Here is a 14449-nt window from a genome sequence, read left to right as displayed (position 1 = left end):
TAGAAAAAAGGCTGCGGATTAATTGACGCAGCCTCGGAAGCGAAATTTATCGTACAGCCTTACGGCGATAGGGCCAAAAAGCGATTAAACCGGTTCCCATTAGCCAAAATGGGGCAGGCAGCGGGACGGCGGGCGCCTCGATTTGCAGGTTGGCGGCGGCGTTTTGCGCGCCTAAATACGTACCCAAATCCGCAGCGTCGGGATGCGAGTCGCTACCGCTAAAAGGTTTGGCTTCATGCGTTTTAGGATCATATTCGCCGGCAAATTTAAAGAACTCATAACGACGTATGATCGATTCCGCACCGTTGCCTACCGGCGCGCCATAGCCCGATTCTAATTTGGCGGAATCGGGATTGCCCGGATCGTACTGCAGTAATTGCCATTCTATTTCGGTGTATTGCTTGGCTTGGTCGATGACGGGATTGCCGCCGATCAAATCTTCTAATTCGACATTATTTTCCAGTTCAGTAGTAAATACCTTGACCCAAATGGCCTCGCCAAATTGAGCCTCGCCATCTATTTCCGGTATTTCAGGTTCGGGACTTTCTATGCGGGCGACAACCACCGGCGGGGCCGGAGGCGCAGCCGGATCGGCCGGCGGTGGTGCGGCTTGTTCATTCCAAACCGGGGCGGGTAATACCACCTTGCCATTGCCATTGGTAAGCTGGCCGGCGTTCGAACCGTCATCATGCAGCCAACTATACGTTGTTTTGGTCGGATTAACGCTGGTGCCTACGCCGAAATGGTCGCACGGCGTGCCGGCGCCGTAACCGACGCCGCCGCCGGTCCAACAGTTGTCGCCCGGGGTGATGAAACTGCCGCTGGGGGTGCCGTAATCCCAACTCAGATTGCCGGGGTCCCATAGCGCGGTGTAGCGCACGATACTGCCGAAGTTCGTTCCGCCGTTGTCGTAAGACGTAATCTCGGGAGCGCCGTACCTGACGACGGCGTTGGCGGGATCGTATCCGCGGCCGCTGGGAAAACCGCGTCCGGGACCGCCAAACGTGTCGGTAATTTCGTTCGTACGGACGCCTTCAAGTTCGATTTCAAAGCCGTAAGCGGTCGAGCCGGTGTCGTTGATGACATCGAAGTTGCCTAAAAAACCGATTACGCTGGCCGATGCAATGCCGGGTAGTAAGGTTATGGAAATAGCGGTGGCGTAGGTGTTAATTTTAAATGTTCGGTTCATTTTTTTGTCATCCTTCAGGCGGAGAAAGGTTAAAGCCTATAAATCCCAGTCATGGCGGCCACGGCCGGGATTTAAGATGCTGGTGATATTCAGTCGTCGTCAGGTCCGTTATGACAAGTGTAACAACCGACCGGCCGGCCTTTTTTGACCGTTTTTGTACCCCATTCCGTTTGCCAGGACCGGTCTGTAGCTGCTTTCGACAGGACAGTGCCGGTCAAATCGGCGCCGTGGCAGGCTTTACATTCAGCAGGCGACTGTTTGTAAAAAGCAGGGTGTCCCCTGTCTTCATCGAATGCCCAACGCGTATCGCCGACATTATGCATGCCGTGAGGGCCTTTCAGCGTAAGCGGCAAACTGCCGGGGCCGTGGCAGACGTTGCATTCGCCGATGGTGCCGGCATGACCTTGCAGGGTTTCGGCGGCAACGTCGTCGTTCGGATGATCGCTATCGCCCGGCCAGATCGCATGGGTACTGCCGTGGCATCCTTCGCAGGCAACGCCGCCATGCCCTTTACTGAACCGGAACAACTTGTCGTCGTTTTCGGCGAAACGTTTATTCACGGCAAGGAAAGGCGCGGCCGAAGCGTCGTTTCGGTCGAAGGCGTGCATCAACCGGATTCCGTCGGCCGCCAAGTCGGCGCCGGCCGGCGTCATGTGGTTGACGGCGTCGCCGGTGTGGCAAGATTGGCAGCGGGGTTCATCGGACCAAGCTTTGCGTGTTTGCTTGTCTATCGCCCCTGTCTGAACTATTGGACCGTATGCCAGCAGAGGATTTGATCCGCCGACCGCCTCCATATCGCCGTGGCAATTTTGGCAGGTGACGGTTTCGGTCATTGCGCCGCGCAGGCATTTGGTATCGGCGCCCGGGTGGCATTGGTAACAAGCTTGTTCGGCAGCCGGCGGGACATTGACCGTGTCGCCGACCGGTGCCGGGCTGTCGTAGATGGTTTTTCCGGGAATCGTCATCTTGTCCTTATGAAAGTCGTGCATGACTTGCGACATCCATTTATGGCCTTCTTGAAGCCCCGTCGGTTTTCCATTGCCCGCTAGATCCAACGCGGGCGAATAATGGCAGCTGGCGCAGAGGATCGGTTGCTTACTCGTTAGGTTTTCTTGCGGATGATAGCTGTCGTGTAACAGCAATATATTGGCGCGGGACTGAGCGGAAAGATTGTCGTTGTTCGACCAAGGAATATCGGCTTTACGCGCCGCAATGCCGCCGGTTGCATGGCAATTGCTGCAAGTCGTCTCGTCCGATACGGGAACTACCACGCTGGTTTCCGCCAGCTTGCGCGTCGGGTCGTTGGCGTCGTAGGCAGTGATTAGCAGCATAGGGTAAGGATTATGAGCGCCAAGGTCGTCGACGGGGAAAATCGGGACACCTTCCGCGCTATGCATACCCAGATGGTTGTTCCAGCTAAAGGTGGTATTGGTTTTGTTCGGTGCGTCGGCGGGCATATAAAGGTTTTTGATACCTTGGCCTTCGGTCAGCGCGGCGCCGAACAAATCGGAAACGTGATCCCAAAAATTGGTTTTGCCGATCGAAGTGGAATTGATCGAACCGGCGGTATCGGCAACTGGCGAATAACGTAAAATCACATCGCCGTCACCCAGCAATCGCGGTAAGCCGTTAGCGTTTTGACCTACGACCTGCGCATTGATCGTGTTGAAAGGCGGCAAAATGGAAAACACCGAAAAATCGTCGTCGACGCAGTGCATGCCTAAATCGTTGCTGGCAAGTACCTTGAAATTGCTTAGAAATTCGGTGTCCGAACCTGTGTTATTGGAATCGTAAGTGAACTTGAGTGAGTTGCTTTTTTGCTCACCGCGCGTCATTAACTGCACGTCGACTTGATTCCGGCCTTCTGGAACTGTCGTGTTCACAGAGGTGTCGGTCCATGATGTAATTTCGTTTTCGGCCAATTCGGTAGAACCGAAAAAAATCTTTCCTTTTCGGCTACCAAAATTTTGCCCGTGTAGGGTAATCTTTTGGCCTTGTTGTCCGGTTGACGGGGAAAGCGACGACAAGACCGGATAGGCCGATGCTGCCGTTCTCATGGTTTTCTGTCTGTCACTGGCTTGGACAATGCTTGTGCCAAGCAGTAGGTAACCAAGCCACGCAAATACACAGATACGACGTGCCACTTCCATATCAGCCCCCAATAAAGAGTGTTAGTAGATGCTAATTCTCTGAAAGGTGGGGGCTATAGTCAACTTAATTTTTCATTAAAATTTGTGTGGAAATTTAGCGCGCCATGCCGTTACCAAACAAAGCGCCGGCGGCGGCGCCAATTCCTGCGCCCAACGGATCGCCGTGACTTAATTCGTATCCGGCCGCGCTGCCGATCACGCCGCCGAGCAAGCCCGATGTCGACCGCTGATCGTATCGGGGATAACCGGGAACGGGTACCGGTACAGGCACTACCGTCGGCGCCGGTACATACTGAACCACACGCTCCGGATAATACACTCGCTCGACCTCGACATAATGGCCGTGGTGATGATGTTTATGATGGCCATGCTTGTGACCATGACCGTCCGCCCATCCGGTAGACGTAAATAACAAAACCGCCGATGCAAGTATGCATGTTTTAAGCATGAGATCTCCATTAAAGAGTACGATTAATCCGACGCGGATTTTATAAAGTCTTGCTTAAGAATCAATGGGCAACAAATTAAAAAAACATTAAAAAGTCCGGGCTATTCGTTCGTTTTCGGCATCGATCTCACGCCGTAACTGTCGAACAGATACCGGATTTCTTCCAAATCATCCTCAATTGACCAAGCTACGGCTTTAGATAATAAGTCTAGTAAAACAACCGCATTGATAGTCGAGTCGTTGCCGACGGCAGCTTGCAAGCGTTTGGCTAAGGCTTTATTGACGAGTTGTAACTGTTCATAGTGGATTTTTAACTGGTCCAGGTCTAAATTGAAAGCCAAGCCGTCCTTTCGCCGGAAATATTGAGCCAAGAGGTACATTGACGTTGCACGGTATATGGTCTCGTCTTCGCTGGCCAGCGGCAGATGGAAACGGGCCATAGGCTTAAGATATTCGGTATGCGGACAAGAGCTGGTCGCCATGATCAAACCCGAAATCGAGCTTAACGCGCGTTGCGTGGTGGTATCGCCGCTGATGGTGCGTTCGGGGGTAACGACCTCTAACTTGACGTTTTGATACGAGGGGATGCTGTTGCATAAGCGCAATACCGGTATCAAATTAACGGTGACGGGACAGAAGGGGGTCGTTGCGGGCGTTAGCGGGCAGTTGCTGCATTGGTGAAATTCTAATCTTGCCCAATCCGGCGGGTTTACATTCTGGTTTGGGATCAGACTACAGCTATATTGATCGACGACAATGGCAAACTCGATCAGAGACGTATCCGGAAACAACAGCTTGTATAAGAAATTCAGTCTAGAGCTATTCATCAGTTTTCCCACTCGTTTCTAATTATGTTCTAAACTCTGACAACCCTCGGTGTAAAACGTCGAATTCATATTCAGTCTAGCGCTAGTTTATCAACATGAACGAACATGAAATAAATATTCTATTGGTCGATGATGAAGTTAACGTATTAAAGGCTTTGTCGCGTGTGCTTAAGCAATATCGTTTGACTACTGCGGATAGCGGCGAGGAAGCCTTGCTGCTCGCGCGAGGAGAAACGTTCGATCTGGTGATTTCCGATTACAGAATGTCGGGCCTCAACGGCGTCGAGTTTTTGATCCGGTTTAAGCGCATACAGCCGGATGCTATTCGTATGATATTGACCGGTTACGCCGATCTGGAAGGCGCCCAGCAGGCCATCAACGAGGCCGAAGTGTTTCGTTTCATCAACAAGCCCTGGAGCAATATAGAAATTCTCAGTGCCGTCGAAAACGGCTTGGCCCATCGCCGCGTCTTAATGGAAAATCGCGCCTTAGCGGATCAAGTGCGGACCCAACAAAGCCTGCTGGACGAAAAAGAGGCCATCCTGAGAGCTTTGGAGGCGGAAGAGCCCGGCATTACCAAGGTGAATTGGGGTAGCGACGGGTCGATTATTCTGGATGAAGAGGATATTGAGTAGGGTAAGGGGCTGCCCGATTTGTCCGCTCGTTTTGCGAGGGCACTCGGCCGCTCCGCAGCATCGGGACTAAGCGTCAACCTTCGGCCCGGTCGTGCCCCAAACGTATGCGTATGATCAGGTTTTTATTGTTCTTGCGCAAATTTAAAATATCGTCGACATTTTTGTCAGTCAGCACCTGGTCCTTCAAATACAGCATGCCGTTGCAAAGCACTTCGGCGGCCTCCATGCCCGTTTGCATTTGGGTCCACGATATTTCGATGACCGGCCGTTCGTCCTCGCTTTGGGATTCAGCTAGCAGGCCTACCAATGCGTCGATTACCTCGGGATCGTAGAGTACGCCTTTTTTCGATATTAGCCGTTTTTTCACCTGTTCGGTCGTCATTAGCTTACCGGTGATAGAGCCGTCGAGATAATCGATGTAGTCGCGAATCGGCGTTAGAATTCTTGCACCTAGCGGAATGGCGTGCGTTGCTAATCCCAGCGGATATCCTGAACCGTCGAAATATTCGAATTGATGGCTGATCAGCACGGCGGCGTTGCGAAGGAGTTCTATTCCGGCCAACAGGCTTTTACCTTCTTGCGCATGGTTAAGAAAACGGTTTTTTTGCTGAATGCTCATAGACATTAGCGGTTGAAGCAGCAGGCTATCGGGTAGGCTCATTTTTCCGATTTGCAACAATAAGCCGGCGTAAACCACGTCTTTGATCTCGGCGGCGTCCATTTTCAACCGGGCCGCGATTTCTTTCGCCGTTTCCGCAATATATTTTGAATGTCCGCTTTTGATGCCGGGCCGCATTTCGACGATTCTGGCAAATGCCTTTACCGACTCGGCATACTGCTTTTTTAACGCGTCATGGGTTTGTTCGATCACGAGCAACGATTTACGCAGCTGTTCGGTGCGTTTTTCTACCTTTTCCTCGAGACTAGCATTCAGGACTTTAAGCTGTTGGTTCTGATCGTTGATGATCTCATATAATCGCTGGCGGTCTTCCCGCAAGCGCTTTTGTTCCAGTGCATTATTGACTAGAATCTTCAGCTCGTTGTCTTCCCACGGTTTGCTGCAATAGCAGTAAATCTTGCCGTCGTTGACCGCGGAAATGGTCGATTCAAGATCGGCGTAGCCCGTCAATAAGATTCGCACGGTGTCCGGCCATTGCTTGGTGACCCGCATCAGAAACTCGGCGCCGTCAATATGAGGCATCCGCATATCGGAAATGATTAAATCGATGGGCTGGCGGCGCAGTATTTCTAATCCGGCCTCGCCGCCCTCGGCTAAATGCACTTCGTAGTCGTCAGAACGGAATAAGCGCTTGAGCGCTTTCAAGACATTGGGTTCGTCGTCGACGAATAACAGTTGGGCGGCGGGGGTTGCGTTCATGTTTACTGTGATTCGGCACTTTTGGCGGCTTGGGTCGGCAAATATACTTTGAACTTGGTTCCTTCGCCGACTTTGGATTCCACCTCGAATCGACCGCCATGATCTTTGACGATGTTATACGATAACGATAGCCCCAAGCCCGTGCCCTTGCCGACCGGCTTGGTCGTAAAAAACGGATCGAATATCTTGGCTTTGACTTCTTCAGACATTCCCACGCCGGTATCTTGTACCTCCACCCATAGCCAATCGTCGTTTTCATAGCCGGTCCGAACGCAGATTTTGCCGAAGTCGTCGATCGCATGGGCGGCATTGACCAGCAAGTTCATGAACACTTGGTTTAACTGGGCACCTACGCATTCGAATGGTTTCAGGCCGGCGTATTCCTTAATCACTTCGGCTTTGTATTTCAGCTCGTTATTGACGATATTCAGCGTTGCGTCGATGCCGGCTTCCAGGTCGAACATCTCCCGTTCTCGTTTGTCGATACGCGAAAAATCGCGCAGGTCTTGCACGATCTTCTTCGCGCGGGTTGCGCCTTCCAGCGACTCGTTGACCAGGTCGACCGAATCGGTTTTCAGAAAATCCAAATCGATGCTTTTCTTGACTTGATTGTAAGCCTGGCTTGCCGGATGACCGGCCGGCAGATGCTGAACCAATTGTTCCGCCGATTCCGTTAATTGAATTAAATCCTGAATATATTGTTTTAAATTGTTCAGATTGGAATAGATATAACCCAAAGGGTTATTGATCTCATGCGCGACGCCGGCGGCCAGTTGGCCGATGGACGCCATTTTTTCGGATTGCAGCAGATGGGCCTGCGCTTCCCTGAGCTGTTTGTTTAAACGGGTTTGTTGGTCTTTTTCCGCCTCCAAGATTTTGTTGGCGGCGGTCAGTTCCCGGGTGCGTTCGGTAACCCGCGACTCCAATTGTTGATTGACTCTTAGCAGCGCCGCTTCCGCTTCTTTTTGCGCGGTGATGTCCATGCCGCAGCCCATCAGACCGGCAAAATCGCCGTTCTTGCGTATTCTCGGGACCGCCGTTTCCAGTATCCAGACGATGCGGTCGCCCGGTTTGCGCAAGCGATATTCGATTTGAAATCGAGTGCGCTCGGCCGCCGCTTGCTGGTAGGCTTGCATGACTTTGTTCCTGTCGTCCTCGTGTAGGCTGTCCATCCATTGCTGCTTGTCGACGGTGTTGTTTGTAATCGCAAAGGTTTTAAACCAAAAGCGGTTGCAAAAAATCGGTAAATGCTTGGCGTTGGTAATCCAAATCAAGGCCGGCAGATTGTCGGCCAGTTCTTTGAAACGGTCTTCGCTTTCGCGAAGGGCCGAGTAAAGATTGCTGTGCAAAATATCGAATTGTTCGTGCCGGTCCAGTTCGACTTGGCCGGCGTCGATTTCCTGATTCAGGCTGATCGCCATGATCTTGTCCGTTTTTAACGTGTGCTGATACAGCCAATTTATCAGAAATTCCAGTAGTTCCTTGGAAATAACGCCGGTATTGGTCTGCGCTTGGGCTCGAATGTTTTCGATTTTCTCGACGAAGCCTCGATGTTCGTGTTGATGTCGAGCCAGCATCTCGGGATTGAAGTCCGCGTTGCGCATCAGCTCCTCTTCATGCTGAAAATGATAAACCGTATACTCCACCAATTCGTTCAAGGTTTCGGCTATGGTATGTTGGTCTTCGCCCAAGGCCACCACCTCATCCAGGCGATTGATCAACGCTAGTAGCTTGCGATGCTGGTTATCGACACTTTCGATGCCGACCAACAATTGGTCGTTCCACTCCAAGATGCTCATATCTGAATTCAATGTTTATATGAAATATGCGATGATGTTACTAGTGTCTATTTTTAGGTGCAATAAAACCCTGCAATATCGGGGGAAGAAATAGTGGATAAAGAAAGTTTTGACGGCTTGACGGCACTGTTCGAATCCTCGTTTCCCAAGACCTGCCGTACCTGCGGTTATGTCTACGAGACAGCGGAGCAATTTTTGGCGGAAACCCAAGACATGCAGTGCGGACGCTCTTCGCTGAAGTCGGCGGTCGAAGAAGACGGTTCTAATATCGTCGAAGTATTTAGAAACTGCCGTTGCGGTTCGACGCTGATGGATGAGTTCAGCTGCCGCCGCGATCAGTCGGAAAAAGGCCAAAAACAGCGGCAGGAGTTCGATCACATGTACGGCTTGTTGGTCAGCCGCAATATTCCGGAAGCGGAAGCTCGCGCTGAACTCGTGAAGTTTTTGCGAGGAAAACCGAATAAACTGGCCGAATGGCTTACTCGGAATGCTTAGCCTGTTTAATTCTGAAGCGCCAGTTTGCTTTTTTCCTGATTGAGTTCATAAATCCGAAACGCGTCCTCGATGCTTTCGATCAGCACGTCGTCTTCCCATGGCTTGGTCAGGAATTTATATACCGAGCCCTGATTGACGGCGCTGATAACCGAATTGAGTTCGGCGTAACCGGACAGCACCATGCGCACGGTATCGGGATAGATTTCTTTGACGCGTCGCAAGAATTCGGTACCGGTTAATTCCGGCATGCGTTGATCGCTGATGACCACGCCCGGTTTCTGCGTCGCTAATAAATCGAAGGCCTCGCGAGTGCTGGTCGTGCTCAGGATATGGAAACCCCGGCGGCGCAGGGTGCGGACCAAGGCGGACAGAATATTGGGTTCGTCATCCACGAGCAGTAACACGCGTTCCGGCTTGTCGACTTTCGCCGGCGGAATACCCCGGCTTTCGCGCAACAAGGCGGTAAATTCGTTGCCCGGCAATGGCCGGCTAAAATAATAACCTTGGATTTCCTCGCAGCCGACACCTCGCAAGAATCCGAGCTGGCCCTCGGTTTCGACGCCCTCGGCGATCACTCGCATGCCCAGGCTGTGGGCCATGCCGACCACAGCCCTTACGATCGCGGCGTCGCTAGGGTTTGAGGTTACGTTGATCACGAAAGAACGATCAATCTTGATGCGTGCGACCGGTAGCCGTTGCAGATAACTGAGCGACGAATAGCCGGTGCCGAAATCGTCCAGCGCGAAGCAAATGCCGTTCGCATTCAAATTGCGCATGGCCTGGATCACGTTTGCGGTATCGTGCAGCACGGTACTCTCTGTCAACTCAAGTTCCAGCCATTTAGGTTCCAGTCCGGTCTCAGCCAAAACGCGTCCGACCATGGTTTGAATGTCGTTATTTTGAAATTGCTTGGCCGACAAGTTCACAGCGATGCGTAAAGGGGGCAAACCGTCTTGTTGCCGCCGCAATGCATACATGCATGCTTCGCGCAGCACCCACTCGCCGACATCATTGATCAAGCCGTTTTCTTCCAACAGAGGAATGAAGTCTTGCGGGGATACGAGACCGTACTCGCTGCTTTGCCAGCGTAGCAAGGCTTCCGCACCGATGATTTGTCCGCTAGCCAGGTCGATCTGCGGTTGGTAGTGTAAGACGAATTCTCCTAGTTTCAAGGCTGCGCGTAATGCGCTATCGAGATTGAGCCGTACTAGAGACTGTTGATCCATGTCGCTAACGAAAAAGCGGCAGCTGCTCTTGTCATCCGGGCGTCTTGACGCGTGCATCGCGTACTTTAGTACATCCAGCGGCTTTCCGTCTTGTGGGAACACTGAGATTCCGACGAAAGGTTCTAAGAATAAGGCCTTACCGTCCAGTTTGATCGGGTCGGATAATGTTTGATGAATTTGCCACGCTAATTCTTCCACGCTATCCAACCCGACGGGATTGATTAAAATGACGCCGAATTTAGATTCGTTAAGACGGGCGATCGTCATGGACGGCAGTAAGGTTTCCAAACGGGTAGACATGGCGCGAAAAATGAACTGACCGGCATCCGTCCCGAATAAAAGGGTAATTTCGTGAAATTTTAATAAATGCGGGACTAATACGGCGACTTGGCCGGTCGTCGGGTTTTGGCATGCTTCTATCAGGCGCTCTTCGAACAACGCGCGACTAGGCAAGCCGGTCTGCGAATCGTAATTGGTCAAATAGCGCATCTTGGATTCCATCGCAATACGTTGTTCCATTTGCCGGAGCATGCTCAACGCGAACGAGATATCGTCGACGGCTTCGTTTAATAAGGTCAGTTTGGTATCGCAGAAAAAATCCGGTTCCGTGGCGGCGAGATTTAAAGCGCCGACGATATTGCTTTCAAGTCGAATGGGGAAAGCGGCGCCGGTACGGAAGCCGAAATCCTCTATCTCTTCGCCGATATGCTTGAGTTGGGTAATGCTTGCCGCACCAGCCGAGGCAACGGGCGTCACTTCGGCGTATCCAGGTCCGAGCAGTCCGATCCAAGCCAAACCGAAACCTCCCGATTCAAACGCTATGCGGCAGACGGCCTCGTAAAGTTCTTGAGGCGATTCAACCCGAATGATCGTTCGATTAATTTGAGTCAGCATCGCATACATGCGATTAAGCTGCTCAAGTTCATTAACCGCCTTAACTTGTTCGATTTTCCGGTCAATCACTTCCATGCTTGTCTCCCAATAAGTTGTCGATGCAAGCTTGCAAAGCCCAACGATCGATCGGTTTACCGATCACATTGTCGATGCCGGCTGATTCCAGGCGCGAACGCGAGCCTTCATCGTCAAGAGCCGTCACTACGACTACAGGTATGTGGCGGGTATCGGGGTTGGCTTGCAAGCGCCGAATGACCTCGAAGCCGTCGACTTCCGGCATCATGATATCGAGCAAAATCAGGTCCGGTTGATAGACAGCTACCTCGGTCAATGCAGCCAGCCCGGATTCGGCGCTACGGATCTGATAATCGCCGTCGGCCAACAAGATTTCCAGATATTTCCGGTTCCAAAGATCATCGTCGACGATGAGCAGTTTCGTTGGGACATTCATGTTAGCCGTTCCATGGTATGACTGCCGAGACAAATGTCCTATCGTTCGTCATCGAACACCATTTGCCGGAGAGCTTCTTCAGAACGAAAACATGACGGTTGCGAGCGGCGCTTTTACTCAGCAGGCACACCCTTCCGCTTACTCGAATCCGAAAGAGCCTGTTCGGGAAGTGCGAAACAGATTTAGCTAAAATATGGTCCATTGTCATCGATAATCGATTCTCAACACTAACGCTAGGGCTAGATGGCATTGATGAGATTATCCTATGATAACGCTGTTAAGTTGTTAAAAAAAGGCATATAAGCTTCTTTGCATCGTTTGCTTATGCGGGGTACGCTATGAAAATCCGCACCGGATCCATCCTACCGACACTAACGGTTGTCCTAAAGATAGCAGAAAGTCAAGCGTCTGATTAAAACACCATTAAGCGGCGCCCCGGTATCGCTTCAGCGGTTTTTGATGCCTTTGCGACAATCGCTTACCAAGCTCAATTGGTTTGCATCAGGCCGTCTAGCGTCAAACCGCAACTAGGCACGAAGGCGTTCATAAAGAATACAACTTCCGCTTGTTGTAATTCGCGAATATTTTGCGCCAATTGTTGGGCGGCTATCTCGAATTCGGTATTGCCGGCTTTTAATTCGGCTTGGCATTTTAAGTAAGCGGAAATTTTGTCCGCGGCTTTGATGATTTGCTGATGTTCGGCAGGCAATTGTTCGTGCTGAATCAGGGGGCGAAAGTCGTTTTGCAAAGTGTCGGGCAGCAGATTCAGCAGCTCGGTTTCCGCCTGCCGTTCGATGCGTTTATAGGCATGCAGAATCGCGGGCGAATGGTATTTGATCGGAGTCGGCAAATCACCGGTAATGACCTCTGTGATGTCGTGATATAACGCGGCCGCGGCAACCGCGTTGGCATCGACGGCACCGTCGAAATAACGGTTCTTTATCAAGGCTAATGTATGGGCAATCACGGCGACTTCCCAACTATGCTCCATGACGTTTTCTTCATGGGCGTTACGTTTCAAGCCCCAACGTTTGATCCATCTGAGGCGGCAAAGGTAAGCGTAAAAACTGCTCTTGGTTTCGGTATCGCGCATAGTTTGATCGGAGCTTGATTTTCGATAAGGCAAACGTAAAAATTTTGCCCTCAGTTTAACATGCCGAAGCGCCGATATTTTCGGTTGATTCAGACGCTTGTGGTATTTTGAAAACTCGGTCATTTTCTAAATCGTAGGCATTATGAAAATCGGCATTCAGACTTGGGGTTCAAACGGCGATATCCGCCCGATGCTGGCATTGGCGGATGGTCTAAAAAAAGCCGGTCATCAGGTGACGTTGGTCGTCAGCAGTATCGATAATCAAAGTTACCAAGCAATCAGCCGGCAATTGGGTATTCAGTATAGACAAATACCCGAACGTATCGACTTTGATATGGAAGGATTTGCCGAACGTTCGTTTCGTATGCATCCTTTGAGATGGCTGCGAGCCTTGCTGGACGAAGCGTTTTTTCCGTCCGAACAGGCTATTTTCGAAGCGGCGAAAACACTGGTCGCTGAAAACGATTACGTCGTCGGCCATCACTTTTTATATCCCTTGAAATTAGCGGCACTGCAACAAGGAAAACCGTTTTTTAGCGTGACGTTTTGTCACGGCGCTATTCCAAGTTCGGGAGTCGCACCGCTCGGTTTTCCCAACTTGGGCCGATTTCTAAACCCGATCTGTTGGAAACTATTGGATGCGGCGTTCAACTGGGCGTTGAAACCACCGCTGACGCGGCTCTGGCGTTCGGCCGGACAGATCCCGCCCAATCATATTTTGACTGAGTTGCTGACGTCGCAGCGGCTGAATCTAGTGGCGGTCGATCCGCTGTTCTGCGTCGGTAGCGAAGATTGGGCGCCTCACAATAGAGCTTGCGGTTTTCTTAACTTGTCCGAAGACGCGCGAAACTGGACTTTGTCCGGCGGTTTGGCGGCGTTTTTGGAAAAAGGACAGGCTCCGGTCTATCTGACGTTCGGCAGTTTGCAGCAAGCCGTTCCGGATTGGGCTATGGATTTGTTTTTACAGGCCGTGGACCTGGCCGGTTGTCGCGCGATCGTTCAAACCAGTTCCGCCCGTTTTCCGGCCGAAAGCCGGACCGATACGGTTTATTTTGTAGGAAAGCATCCGCATCAGCCGGTATTCGCGCGCTGTGCAGCCGTGGTGCATCATGGCGGAGCCGGAACGACGCACGCGGCGACTCGGTCGGGCTGCCCATCCGTGGTGGTGCCTTTTATGGACGAGCAACTGTTTTGGGCTAGGCAGCTTCAACATCTAGGTTTGGCCGGCAAACCATTGCCGGCTAAAGCCGTGACGGCGGCGGCGTTGGCTAACGCGATTAGCGTGACCCTTACAATGGAAAAATATAGAAACAATGCGCAAGGAGCGGCGCAAAAAATGCGGGCTAACGACGGCGTTGCTGCGGCGATTAAGCTGTTGGAGAGCCAAATGCGCTCCGATCAAGCGCCGTAATCGGTAAGGGATTGGATGTAACTTTGTTTCAAATTAGGAAACAAATCGTGAAATACTTGGGGTATTGTAAATTAATTGTTTGGCTTTATATTAGTATCAACTTTAAAATTTAATCGGCTGAATTCAGTCAAGGAAACCATCATGAATAGACCAAACAATTTAGTGAGAGACGTTATGACCGGCGTATTTTTTACGACGGGTATATTCGGTTTTATTTCAGGTGAATTCGTACTGTCGACGATGTTATTCGGTGCGGCTTCCCTTTCCACCAATTTGGGATTGGATGCGCCTAAAGAATCTTAAGCTTTTGTAACACTCACGTTGTTTACCCCGCAGCTGCAATGGCTGTTAACTCCACGGCCCTCATTTTGCTCAATGAGGGCTTTTTTTGCTTGTTACGATGAGTAATCGTCACTAGTTTCGTCGGAATCATTTACTGGTAACGCTGTAAAT

General features: G+C 51.2%; 13 protein-coding genes. 4 read left to right on the top strand and 9 right to left on the bottom strand.

Annotated elements, in window-relative coordinates; all coding sequences use genetic code 11:
- Positions 1-46: 46 nt before the first annotated feature.
- The 4 genes from ACW73I_RS08070 to ACW73I_RS08055 all read right to left on the bottom strand — a co-directional run bounded on the left by ACW73I_RS08070 (position 47) and on the right by ACW73I_RS08055 (position 4614).
- Complete coding sequence (locus ACW73I_RS08070; RefSeq protein ID WP_458028743.1) at positions 47-1189, bottom strand: hypothetical protein; 1143 nt, start codon at positions 1187-1189, stop codon at positions 47-49.
- 89 nt (positions 1190-1278) lie between these two features.
- The gene (locus tag ACW73I_RS08065) at positions 1279-3246 is read right to left on the bottom strand and encodes an IPT/TIG domain-containing protein (RefSeq protein ID WP_458028742.1); all 1968 of its coding nucleotides are present in this window, start codon (positions 3244-3246) and stop codon (positions 1279-1281) included.
- A 187-nt stretch (positions 3247-3433) separates the two neighbouring features.
- Positions 3434-3787: a glycine zipper 2TM domain-containing protein gene (locus ACW73I_RS08060; RefSeq protein ID WP_458028741.1), complete on the bottom strand. Its 354-nt coding sequence runs from the start codon at positions 3785-3787 to the stop codon at positions 3434-3436.
- Between the two features lie 101 nt (positions 3788-3888).
- Positions 3889-4614 (bottom strand): DUF6901 family protein, encoded by a 726-nt coding sequence (locus ACW73I_RS08055; RefSeq protein WP_458028740.1) that lies wholly within the window; start codon positions 4612-4614, stop codon positions 3889-3891.
- 95 nt (positions 4615-4709) lie between these two features.
- Here ACW73I_RS08055 and ACW73I_RS08050 point away from each other — a divergent pair, with 95 nt between their 5' ends.
- On the top strand, positions 4710-5249 hold the full coding sequence (locus ACW73I_RS08050; protein ID WP_458028739.1) for a response regulator: 540 nt from the start codon (positions 4710-4712) through the stop codon (positions 5247-5249).
- A gap of 73 nt (positions 5250-5322) precedes the next feature.
- On the opposite strand, the gene ACW73I_RS08045 is transcribed toward ACW73I_RS08050, so the two are convergent.
- Positions 5323-6627 (bottom strand): HD domain-containing phosphohydrolase, encoded by a 1305-nt coding sequence (locus tag ACW73I_RS08045; protein WP_458028738.1) that lies wholly within the window; start codon positions 6625-6627, stop codon positions 5323-5325.
- Between the two features lie 2 nt (positions 6628-6629).
- Positions 6630-8426 (bottom strand): bacteriohemerythrin, encoded by a 1797-nt coding sequence (locus tag ACW73I_RS08040; RefSeq protein ID WP_458028737.1) that lies wholly within the window; start codon positions 8424-8426, stop codon positions 6630-6632.
- Between the two features lie 93 nt (positions 8427-8519).
- Here ACW73I_RS08040 and ACW73I_RS08035 point away from each other — a divergent pair, with 93 nt between their 5' ends.
- The gene (locus ACW73I_RS08035; RefSeq protein WP_458028736.1) at positions 8520-8921 is read left to right on the top strand and encodes a hypothetical protein; all 402 of its coding nucleotides are present in this window, start codon (positions 8520-8522) and stop codon (positions 8919-8921) included.
- Between the two features lie 5 nt (positions 8922-8926).
- Here the strand turns inward: ACW73I_RS08035 and ACW73I_RS08030 are convergent, their stop codons facing one another.
- The 3 genes from ACW73I_RS08030 to yfbR all read right to left on the bottom strand — a co-directional run bounded on the left by ACW73I_RS08030 (position 8927) and on the right by yfbR (position 12585).
- On the bottom strand, positions 8927-11116 hold the full coding sequence (locus tag ACW73I_RS08030) for an EAL domain-containing protein (protein ID WP_458028735.1): 2190 nt from the start codon (positions 11114-11116) through the stop codon (positions 8927-8929).
- Positions 11103-11492, bottom strand: a complete 390-nt coding sequence (locus tag ACW73I_RS08025; protein ID WP_458028734.1) for a response regulator — start codon at positions 11490-11492, stop codon at positions 11103-11105. The genes ACW73I_RS08030 and ACW73I_RS08025 overlap by 14 nt, the downstream gene beginning before the upstream one ends.
- A 487-nt stretch (positions 11493-11979) precedes the next feature.
- On the bottom strand, positions 11980-12585 hold the full coding sequence (yfbR, locus tag ACW73I_RS08020; RefSeq protein ID WP_458028733.1) for a 5'-deoxynucleotidase: 606 nt from the start codon (positions 12583-12585) through the stop codon (positions 11980-11982).
- A 142-nt stretch (positions 12586-12727) separates the two neighbouring features.
- Between yfbR and ACW73I_RS08015 the strand changes: the two genes are divergently transcribed.
- Together ACW73I_RS08015 and ACW73I_RS08010 are read left to right on the top strand one after the other, a co-directional pair.
- Positions 12728-13996 carry a glycosyltransferase gene (locus ACW73I_RS08015; protein WP_458028732.1) on the top strand — a complete coding sequence of 423 codons (1269 nt, stop codon included), beginning with the start codon at positions 12728-12730 and terminating at the stop codon, positions 13994-13996.
- A gap of 141 nt (positions 13997-14137) precedes the next feature.
- Complete coding sequence (locus ACW73I_RS08010) at positions 14138-14299, top strand: hypothetical protein (RefSeq protein WP_458028731.1); 162 nt, start codon at positions 14138-14140, stop codon at positions 14297-14299.
- Positions 14300-14449: the final 150 nt, after the last annotated feature.

It is taken from the genome of Methylomonas sp. MgM2, assembly GCF_054172045.1.
Note: the sequence above shows the minus strand (reverse complement) of the source record. Positions and strands in the feature narration are given on the sequence as shown.

Coding starts and splice junctions, on each gene's coding strand:
- ACW73I_RS08050 (WP_458028739.1), top strand. CDS start 4,710: ATGAACGAACATGAAATAAATATTCTATTGGTCGATGATGAAGTTAAC.
- ACW73I_RS08015 (WP_458028732.1), top strand. CDS start 12,728: ATGAAAATCGGCATTCAGACTTGGGGTTCAAACGGCGATATCCGCCCG.
- ACW73I_RS08060 (WP_458028741.1), bottom strand. CDS start 3,787: ATGCTTAAAACATGCATACTTGCATCGGCGGTTTTGTTATTTACGTCT.
- ACW73I_RS08045 (WP_458028738.1), bottom strand. CDS start 6,627: ATGAACGCAACCCCCGCCGCCCAACTGTTATTCGTCGACGACGAACCC.
- ACW73I_RS08025 (WP_458028734.1), bottom strand. CDS start 11,492: ATGAATGTCCCAACGAAACTGCTCATCGTCGACGATGATCTTTGGAAC.
- yfbR (WP_458028733.1), bottom strand. CDS start 12,585: ATGCGCGATACCGAAACCAAGAGCAGTTTTTACGCTTACCTTTGCCGC.
- ACW73I_RS08055 (WP_458028740.1), bottom strand. CDS start 4,614: ATGAATAGCTCTAGACTGAATTTCTTATACAAGCTGTTGTTTCCGGAT.
- ACW73I_RS08030 (WP_458028735.1), bottom strand. CDS start 11,116: ATGGAAGTGATTGACCGGAAAATCGAACAAGTTAAGGCGGTTAATGAA.
- ACW73I_RS08065 (WP_458028742.1), bottom strand. CDS start 3,246: ATGAGAACGGCAGCATCGGCCTATCCGGTCTTGTCGTCGCTTTCCCCG.
- ACW73I_RS08010 (WP_458028731.1), top strand. CDS start 14,138: ATGAATAGACCAAACAATTTAGTGAGAGACGTTATGACCGGCGTATTT.
- ACW73I_RS08040 (WP_458028737.1), bottom strand. CDS start 8,426: ATGAGCATCTTGGAGTGGAACGACCAATTGTTGGTCGGCATCGAAAGT.
- ACW73I_RS08070 (WP_458028743.1), bottom strand. CDS start 1,189: ATGAACCGAACATTTAAAATTAACACCTACGCCACCGCTATTTCCATA.